7 protein-coding genes are annotated in these 8,591 nt (G+C 71.2%); 4 read left to right on the plus strand and 3 right to left on the minus strand.

Annotated elements, in window-relative coordinates:
- Positions 1–554 precede the first annotated feature (554 nt).
- Positions 555–1,724, plus strand: a complete 1,170-nt coding sequence (locus tag ACIRP7_RS11200; RefSeq protein ID WP_403656462.1) for a phosphotransferase — start codon at positions 555–557, stop codon at positions 1,722–1,724.
- Between the two features lie 101 nt (positions 1,725–1,825).
- Here ACIRP7_RS11200 and ACIRP7_RS11205 read toward each other — a convergent pair whose 3' ends face one another.
- Positions 1,826–3,400 (minus strand): protein kinase, encoded by a 1,575-nt coding sequence (locus ACIRP7_RS11205; RefSeq protein WP_403656465.1) that lies wholly within the window; start codon positions 3,398–3,400, stop codon positions 1,826–1,828.
- Between the two features lie 443 nt (positions 3,401–3,843).
- Positions 3,844–4,386, minus strand: coding sequence for a bacterial proteasome activator family protein (locus tag ACIRP7_RS11210; protein ID WP_352387303.1), 543 nt, complete (start codon positions 4,384–4,386; stop codon positions 3,844–3,846).
- Positions 4,387–4,522: 136 nt separating this feature from the next.
- Here ACIRP7_RS11210 and ACIRP7_RS11215 point away from each other — a divergent pair, with 136 nt between their 5' ends.
- The gene (locus ACIRP7_RS11215; RefSeq protein ID WP_403656469.1) at positions 4,523–5,191 is read left to right on the plus strand and encodes a hypothetical protein; all 669 of its coding nucleotides are present in this window, start codon (positions 4,523–4,525) and stop codon (positions 5,189–5,191) included.
- Between the two features lie 16 nt (positions 5,192–5,207).
- Here ACIRP7_RS11215 and ACIRP7_RS11220 read toward each other — a convergent pair whose 3' ends face one another.
- Complete coding sequence (locus ACIRP7_RS11220; protein WP_403656472.1) at positions 5,208–6,188, minus strand: NAD(P)H-quinone oxidoreductase; 981 nt, start codon at positions 6,186–6,188, stop codon at positions 5,208–5,210.
- Between the two features lie 109 nt (positions 6,189–6,297).
- Between ACIRP7_RS11220 and ACIRP7_RS11225 the strand changes: the two genes are divergently transcribed.
- Together ACIRP7_RS11225 and ACIRP7_RS11230 are read left to right on the plus strand one after the other, a co-directional pair.
- A complete protein-coding gene (locus ACIRP7_RS11225; RefSeq protein WP_403656474.1) occupies positions 6,298–7,308 on the plus strand; it encodes an ATP-binding cassette domain-containing protein in 1,011 nt (336 codons plus the stop codon).
- A complete protein-coding gene (locus ACIRP7_RS11230) occupies positions 7,305–8,153 on the plus strand; it encodes an ABC transporter permease (RefSeq protein WP_403656477.1) in 849 nt (282 codons plus the stop codon). Before ACIRP7_RS11225 ends, ACIRP7_RS11230 begins: the two co-directional genes overlap by 4 nt.
- Positions 8,154–8,591: the final 438 nt, after the last annotated feature.

Raw genomic sequence — 8,591 nt, forward strand, 5'->3', positions numbered from 1 at the left:
GTTGCCGGGTGTACCAGTGCGGCTCACCTGTTCCGCCCCCGTGCACGGGGTGGGTGTCACTCGGCCGGAACAGGCGTGACAGGTGCCCCGGCGAGCGCCCTGCAAGAATCACGTTACCCAGTGCTCCACATTTCTGTGAAACCCCCTTTGACCTGGGATTTTGCTTGGATTTCCAAGTAAATCGGAAAAGGATCGAAGGGGCGCTGGTCACAGCCTTGCAGGAGGCCGGAGCAACGGCACGTTATCCCGTCGACCCAGGTCACCGGAAGGGTTTCCGTGGCCGACTTGCCGAGGGCCCGGGAAGAAGAAATCGGGGTATTTCTCCTCGGCGTTCTCTTCGGCGTTCTCCTCGCCGGCCTTGAGATCGCATTCCGGCCGGCGCCCTTCGGGCGTTCGAGGCCCGCGTATCCGACGGACAGGACGCCCCGGCGACCGAAGGAGACCGACCGCGACTTACTGTGGCGCTCTGTGACTGCCTGTGACAACGCCCAGCTCACAGGGCCGACTTCTGCCCTAGCATCTGGCGCGTGCCGCGCTCTCCTGTACCACCCCTCATGCCTCACGCGCCCCCGCTGGGCGCCCTTCTTCGGCAGTACGCCGCCGGATCCGCTCTCGCCTGCGATCCCGTCGACCAGGGCCTGCTCAACCGCGGCTACCGGCTCCGCACGACCCGCGGCCGCTACTTCCTCAAGCACCACTTCGATCCCGAGACGGCCGCCCCCGAGGCGATCGCCCGCCAGCACCGCGCCACCGAGCGCCTGGCCGCCCTCGGCGTCCCGGTCGCCCCGCCCTTCCCCGCGCACGACGGCCGCACGGTCGCGGTCGTCGGCGGCCATGCCTACGCCCTCCACCCTTGGATCGAAGGCCGCCACCGGCACGGCGCCCAGCTCACCGCCGAGCAGTGCGGCCGGCTCGGGGCGCTGCTGGGTGTGGTGCACGCGAGTCTGGAGCGGGTCATGCCGCGGCAGGGTCGCGAGCGGGCGGAAAAGGGTGCGCGGGCAGACGGGGGCGCACGAACCGACGGGGGCGCCCCGCCCGCCGGGCCGCACCTGCCGCCGCCCGGCCAGGACGCCGAGACCGCAGAGGCCGCCGGGACCCGGGAGGCCTCGGGGACCGCGCCCCGCGAGGCGAACCTCGTCGATGCGAACCCCGTCGACACCGGTGCCGACCCCGCCGCCACGTTCGCCCTCATCGACGACCTCCTCGCGCGCGTGCGCCGGCACCGGCCCGCCGACTCCTTCGACGAGCTGGCCCGGCACCGGCTCCTGGAGCGGCGGGCGCTGCTCGAACAGCACGTGGGACGGCGGCCTCCGCACAGCGGGCCGGTGGGGTGGGTGCACGGGGACTTCCACCCCTTCAACCTGCTCTACCGGGGCGACGCCCCCGCCGCGATCGTCGACTGGGACCGACTCGGCGTGAAGCCCCGCGCCGAGGAGGCCGTACGCGCCGCCGCGATCTTCTTCGTACGGCCCGCGGGGACGCTCGACCTGCCGAAGACGCGGGCCTACGCGCGCGCGTACCGGCGTACGGCGGGAGCCACGCCCTCGGAACTCGCGGCGGCCGTGCACCGCGTGTGGTGGGAGCGTCTCAACGACTTCTGGATGCTGCGCTGGCACTACGAACGCGGCGACACCCGCGCGGACCCCCAGTTCCCGGCGTCCTCCGCGCTGGTGGTGTGGTGGACGCGGGAGTACGACGCGGTGTGCGACGCGTTCGCGGGCTGACACGGGGGCCGCAAACAACACGCGCGCGTGGCGCCCCTTTCCGGGGCCACGCGCGCGTGAGGCGTCGCGGTCGGCCAGCGGTCGGTCTACCAGCGGTCGGTCTAGGAGTCGCCTCCGCCGTCGCCACCGCCCGCGCCCCCGACGAGACCACCGCCACCGGTCGGCTGTCCCGTGTCGGTGGGCTCCGGCGTGTCGGTGGGCTCCGGCGTGTCGGACGGCTGCGTCGCCGTCTCGGACGGCTGCGTCGCCGAGGGCGACGGCGTGTAGGAGGGCGTGTACGACGGCGTGTAGGACGGCGTGTAGCCGGAGCCGCCCGAGCTGCCGTTGTCGTTCGTGGACGTGTCGGTCTCCTGGCTCGTCGCTTGGTCGCTCGGCGTCTCGCTGGCCGTCTGCTCGTCGGTGGTCCGCGAGGTGGTCGGCGACACGGAGCTGCCGGTGCCGCCACTGCTCCCGCCACCGCCGCCGCCCTTCAGCGCCAGGGCGACGCCCGCCGCGACGGCGATCACCGCCAGGACGGCGAGGATCCACAGCTTGCCGCGGCCGCTGCCCCGGTTGCCGTGTCCCTCGAAGCCGCCTTCGTCCCCGCCGCCGTAACCGGAGGGCAGGATCTGCTGCGGGATCTGGGTGGTGCCGGAGGCGGCGCCGGGGTGCGGCAGCACGCTGGTGCTCGCGAAGCCCGCGGCGGGCGTGCCGCGGCCGTCGTGCGCCGTCACCGGGCCGGTGTTCCAGGTGCCGGTGTGGCCGCCCTGGTCGTACAGCATCTGCAGCCCGTACTGGACGAGCCCGCGCATCTCCTCGGCGGTCTGGAAGCGGTCGTCCGGCTCCTTGGCGAGCGAGCGCATGACCAGGCCGTCCAGCTCCGGCGGGACGGCTTCGGAGACCTGCGACGGGGGCGTCGGGATGTCCTGGACGTGCTGGTAGACGACGGACAGCGGGGTCTCGCCGGTGAACGGCGGCCGCAGGGCGAGGAGTTCGTACAGCAGACAGCCCGTCGCGTACAGGTCGGAGCGGTGGTCGACGGCCTTGCCGAGGGCCTGCTCCGGGGAGAGGTACTGCGGGGTGCCCATGACCATGCCGGTCTGCGTCATCGTCGTGGACGCGCCGTGCAGGGCGCGCGCGATGCCGAAGTCCATCACCTTGACCGCGCCGTTGTGCGTGATGATCACGTTGGCGGGCTTGATGTCGCGGTGCACGATGCCGTGCTGGTGCGAGTAGGCGAGCGCCTCCAGGACCCCGGAGACGATGATCAGGGCCTGCTCTGGGCCCGGCGCCTCGGCGTTGAGCAGCAGATCCCGGATCGTCCGTCCCTCGACGATCTCCATGACGATGTACGGCACCGACTGGCCGCCCACGAAGTCCTCGCCGGAGTCGTACACGGCGACGATCGCGTGGTGGTTGAGGCCGGCCACGGACTGGGCCTCACGCGTGAAGCGGGCCTTGGAGATCGGGTCCTCGGCAAGGTCGGCGCGCAGCAGCTTGACCGCCACGGTGCGGCCGAGCCGTACGTCCTCGGCCGCGAACACCTCGGCCATACCGCCCCGGCCGAGTCTGCGGGTCAGCCGATACCGGCCGTCCCCCACCAGTCCGCCGTTACCCCACAGCTCCGGCGCATCTGACATTCCGCCGCCAGTCGCCTCGGGGTCGGACGGGCCCTGAGCGCGCTGCTGCTGTGCCATCGGTCCTCGCCGTCGTTTCTGCCCGCGGTGCGCGCGGTGTTGTTACGGTCTCCGTCGGCCACGCTACAGCCTTCACGCAAGCCGCCGGTCCGGGATGAGCCCGGGGACCGGCCCGAGACGGACCGGCCGTCCCCCCTGTACTACGTCTCGGCGTGCACATTCTGTGTACCGGCCGTAGGGCAGCTGTAACGCCCGCACGACCTTTCTTTCGCGTACGGTCACGGAACGGGCACCGCGTCCGCCGGGACGGCGGAACGGACTCCGTGGCCAAACTCACGAAGAAGAACCCGAACGAGCGTTTCCGACCAGCGGTTTCCCTCCGGCGGCTGCCCATCACGACGCTTCACCCACGCCTCTCCAGCGGCGGCTTTCCAGCGGCGGCTTTCCAGCGGCGAGATGAAGGGCCCGGCAGCGTCGACTGCCGGGCCCTTCCTGGTCGGGGGTTACAGGTACGGTCCGCCCGAGCGGCCGCCCGCGCGCGGGTCACCGCCGTCCTCCTGGCCGCCGACGCCCGGCGGGAGGGCGCGGCGCATGGACTCCAGCTGGGCCCGCGCGGCCATCTGCTGGGCGAACAGGGTGGTCTGGATCCCGTGGAAGAGTCCCTCGAGCCAGCCCACCAACTGGGCCTGCGCGATGCGCAGTTCCGCGTCGCTCGGGGTCACGTCCTCATTGAAGGGCAGGGAGAGCCGCTCCAGCTCCTCCACGAGCTCGGGGGCCAGACCGTCCTCCAGCTCCTTCACGGAGCTGGCGTGGATCTCCTTGAGCCGAGCCCGGCTGGCCTCGTCGAGAGGAGCCGCGCGCACTTCTTCGAGCAGCTGCTTGATCATGCTGCCGATCCGCATGACCTTCGCGGGCTGCTCGACCATCTCCGTCACCGGGACCTCCCGGGAGTCGTCGTCACCCCCGCCGCCCAGTGCCATCCCGTCCTGGCCCACGACCAGGATCTGGGGACTTTCCGGCGAACCTTCGTTCCTCGGCATCTCCATGCCGCCATTCTCTCGCACCTTTACACCTCACCACTGGGGTGCCCCCACTGTGTGCTGATCCACCGCTCCCGGAGGGAATCGCCCCCATGGAGTCACCCGGAATGCCGGTCCTCTGGCGAAATGCCAGTCTTGTCCCGTGACTCTCTGGCTGCGCGCGACAGTACTGGCGATCGTGGTGGGCGCGAGCGCGACGGTCCTGCCGCAGGCCGACCGGGCGTACGGCGCCGAGCCGACGCGCCCCGTCCCGACGGCGAGCACGTCCGCCGCCGCCACGCGGTCACCGGGCTCGGTGCCGGCCCACGAGACCCTGCGGAAGCCCGTACGGCCGTACGCCACCGGGACCCCGCCGCACGACACGTCGGCCGCCCCCTCCGGCCGCCCGTCGAGCCCGAAGCCGGCTCGTGAATCGCGGCACTCCGTCTCCTCCGGTGCCCCGCGCGGGCACGGCCCGGAGCGCGTCTCGCCCTCGGCCTCCCTCGCCCCCTCCCCCTCGGCCGCCACCCCCTCCCGTGCGGGAAGCCGTGCGGGTGAGGGCCGGGAGCGGCCGGGGCGGCGGGAGGAGCCGGAGGCGGAGGCGGAGGCGGAGGCGGACGGTACGCAGTCCACGGCGACCGATGCCGGGGACGACGGCCTCACCGCCGTGTCGAAGCCGCCCCCGCAGACCGCCGCGGCACGGCCGTCCCGTCCCGCGGTGCGGCCCGTGGCCGGGACCAAGGTGTTCATCCTGCCGCTCGGCACCGGGCTGGTGCTGGTCGGACTGGGGCTCGGGCTCGGCCTGTTCGCACTGCGGATACGGCGCTCGTAGGGCCGTACCGGAACTCCTAGGAGGCGACCAGCAGGACCTTGCCGATGTGACCGCTCTCCTCGACGACCCGGTGCGCGGCGGCCGCGTCGCTCATCGGGATCTCGCGGTCGACGACGGGACGGATGTGGCCGGCGTCCAGCAGCGGCCACACATGCTCGCGTACGGCCGCCACGATCGCCGTCTTCTCGGCCGGCGGCCGCGCCCGCAGTGAGGTCGCGCTGATCGCGGCGCGCTTGTTCAGCAGCGTGGCGATGTTCAGTTCGCCCTTGACACCGCCCTGCATGCCGATGATCGCGAGCCGTCCGTTGACGGCGAGGGCGTTGACGTTGCGGTCGAGGTACTTCGCGCCCATGTTGTCGAGGATGACGTCGGCACCCGCCCCGTCGGTGGCCTTCCCGACCTCCTCGACGAAGTCCTGCTCGCGGTAGTTGATCAGGACGTCCGCGCCGAGCTCGGCGCAGCGGTCCAGCTTCTCCTGCGTGCCCGCGGTCACCGCGACCTGGGCGCCCACGGCCTTCGCGAGCTGGATCGCCATGGTGCCGATGCCGCTGGAGCCGCCGTGCACCAGCAGGGTCTCGCCGGGGCGCAGGTGGGCGACCATGAAGACGTTCGACCAGACCGTGCAGACCACCTCGGGCAGCGCGGCCGCCCGCTTCAGGTCGATGCCCTTGGGCACGGGCAGCAGCTGCCCGGCCGGTACGGCGACCTTCTCGGCATATCCGCCGCCCGCGAGCAGCGCGCACACCTCGTCGCCGACGGCCCAGCCGGAGACACCGGGGCCGATCTCGGCGATCCGCCCGGAGCACTCCAGGCCGGGATAGGGGGAGGCGCCGGGCGGGGGGTTGTAGAAGCCCTGGCGTTGCAGGATGTCGGCGCGGTTGACGGCCCCGGCCACCACCTCGACCAGCACCTCGCCCTCGCCGGCCACGGGGTCCGGCACCTCGCTCCAGACCAGCGCCTCGGGTCCACCGGGTTCGGGAATCGTGATCGCATGCATGCGCTCGACGCTACTCCCCGCCCGGAAAAAGTCCGTGCACCACCGATGAGTTCGCGCGACGGTAAAGGTCTCCCCATGCGTAGCCCGAGTACGCGGAAGGACACCCACCATGAGCCAGCACACGTCGGACCTGGCCATCGAGACCGCAGGCCTGGTGAAAACGTTCGGCGAGACCAGGGCCGTCGACGGAGTCGACCTCGCGGTGCCGGCCGGCACGGTCTACGGCGTCCTCGGCCCCAACGGCGCCGGCAAGACCACCACCGTGAAAATGCTCGCCACTCTCCTGCGGCCCGACGGCGGCGAGGCCCACGTCTTCGGCCACGACATCGTCCGCGAGGCCGACGAGGTCCGCGGCCGCGTCAGCCTCACCGGCCAGTACGCCTCCGTCGACGAGGATCTCACCGGCACCGAGAACCTGGTCCTGCTGGGCCGTCTCCTGGGCCACCACAAGAAGGCGGCACGCGAGCGCGCCGGGCAGCTCCTGGAGGCCTTCGGTCTCTCGGAGGCGGCCGGAAAGCAGGTCAAGCACTACTCCGGCGGTATGCGGCGCCGTATCGACATCGCCGCGTCCATCCTCAACACCCCCGAGCTGCTCTTCCTCGACGAACCCACCACCGGCCTCGATCCGCGCAGCCGTAACCAGGTCTGGGACATCGTGCGCGCGGTCGTCGCCCAGGGCACCACCGTGCTGCTGACCACGCAGTATCTGGACGAGGCCGACCAGCTGGCCTCCCGGATCGCCGTCATCGACCACGGCCGGGTGATCGCCGAGGGCACCAAGGGTGAGCTGAAGGCCTCCGTGGGCGCCGGGACCGTACATCTGCGCCTGCGGGACGGCGGGCAGCGGCCGGAGGCGGCGGAGATCCTACGGCGGGCCCTGGACGCCGAGGTGCAGCTGGAACCGGACTCGGTCGCGCTGACCGCACGGCTCGCCACGGCAGCCGGTGACACGGCCGCCGAACAGGCCTCCCGCGCCCTCGCCGAACTGGCCCGCACCGGCATCACGGTCGACAACTTCTCGCTCGGCCAGCCCAGCCTGGACGAGGTGTTCCTCGCCCTCACCGGACACGACACGCAGGACGCCCAGGACGCCCAGGACACCGAGGAGATCACGGGATGAGCACCGTCACCCAGACCGAGGTCCAGGACCTCGCCCCCGTCAGCGCCGAGTCGCTGGCCGCGCTGCTGGTCACCGGGGAGCGGCCGCCGCGCCCGAGCGCGCTGTCGGCCTCGCTGACCTTCGGCTGGCGGGCGATCCTCAAGATCAAGCACGTGCCGGAGCAGCTCTTCGACGTCACCGCGTTCCCGATCATGATGGTGCTGATGTACACGTACCTGTTCGGGGGCGCCCTGGCCGGGTCCCCGGAGGAGTACATCCAGTTCCTGCTGCCGGGCATCCTGGTGATGTCGGTCGTGATGATCACGATGTACACCGGTGTCTCGGTCAACACCGACATCGAGAAGGGCGTCTTCGACCGCTTCCGCTCGCTGCCGATCTGGCGGCCGTCGGTGATGGTCGGCTATCTGCTCGGCGACGCCCTGCGGTACACGATCGCGTCCGTCGTGATGCTCACCGTCGGCGTGATCCTGGGCTACCGCCCGGACGGCGGGATCGGCGGTGTGGTCGCCGGGATCGCGCTGTTGGTCGTCTTCTCGTTCGCGTTCTCGTGGATCTGGACGATGTTCGGGCTGCTGCTGCGCACCGAGAAGTCGGTGATGGGCGTCAGCATGATAGTGATCTTCCCGCTGACCTTCCTGTCCAACGTCTTCGTCGACCCTCGCACGATGCCGGGCTGGCTCCAGGCCTTCGTCAACAACAGCCCGATCACCCATCTGTCCTCGGCCGTACGCGAACTGATGGCGGGCGACTGGCCCGCCGACGAGATCGCCTGGTCGCTGGGGTGGGCGGCCCTGTTCGTCGCGGTCTTCGGACCGATCACCATGCGGCTGTACAACCGCAAATGACCAGATCCGCGTTCCGGAGCGTACTCAGTCCTGCGGAAACGGGCGGACGTCGGATGCCCATCTGTCCTCGGCCCTCGCGCAAACGGACGACCGGCGACCGGCCCACCCACGAAACCACCTGATCGCCCGGGTGGGCGGCCCTGTACGTCGCGGTCTTCGGACCGATCACCATGCGGCTGTACAACCGCAAATGACCAGATCCGCGTTCCGGAGCGTACTCAGTCCTGCGGAAACGGGCGGACGTCGGATGCCCATCTGTCCTCGGCCCTCGCGCAAACAGACGACCGGCGACCGGCCCACCCACGAAACCACCTGATCGCCCGGGTGGGCGGCCCTGTTCGTCGCGGTCTTCGGACCGATCACCATGCGGCTGTACAACCGCAAATGACCAGATCCGCGTTCCGGAGCGTACTCAGTCCTGCGGAAACGGGCGGACGT

The sequence above is a fragment of the Streptomyces sp. NPDC102270 genome, from assembly GCF_044766405.1.
GTDB lineage: Bacteria > Actinomycetota > Actinomycetes > Streptomycetales > Streptomycetaceae > Streptomyces.

What these genes read in the sequence shown, in the direction of transcription:
- ACIRP7_RS11205 (WP_403656465.1), bottom strand. Translation starts at nt 3,400, where the DNA reads ATGGCACAGCAGCAGCGCGCTCAGGGCCCGTCCGACCCCGAGGCGACT.
- ACIRP7_RS11225 (WP_403656474.1), top strand. Translation starts at nt 6,298, where the DNA reads ATGAGCCAGCACACGTCGGACCTGGCCATCGAGACCGCAGGCCTGGTG.
- ACIRP7_RS11210 (WP_352387303.1), bottom strand. Translation starts at nt 4,386, where the DNA reads ATGGAGATGCCGAGGAACGAAGGTTCGCCGGAAAGTCCCCAGATCCTG.
- ACIRP7_RS11220 (WP_403656472.1), bottom strand. Translation starts at nt 6,188, where the DNA reads ATGCATGCGATCACGATTCCCGAACCCGGTGGACCCGAGGCGCTGGTC.
- ACIRP7_RS11230 (WP_403656477.1), top strand. Translation starts at nt 7,305, where the DNA reads ATGAGCACCGTCACCCAGACCGAGGTCCAGGACCTCGCCCCCGTCAGC.
- ACIRP7_RS11200 (WP_403656462.1), top strand. Translation starts at nt 555, where the DNA reads ATGCCTCACGCGCCCCCGCTGGGCGCCCTTCTTCGGCAGTACGCCGCC.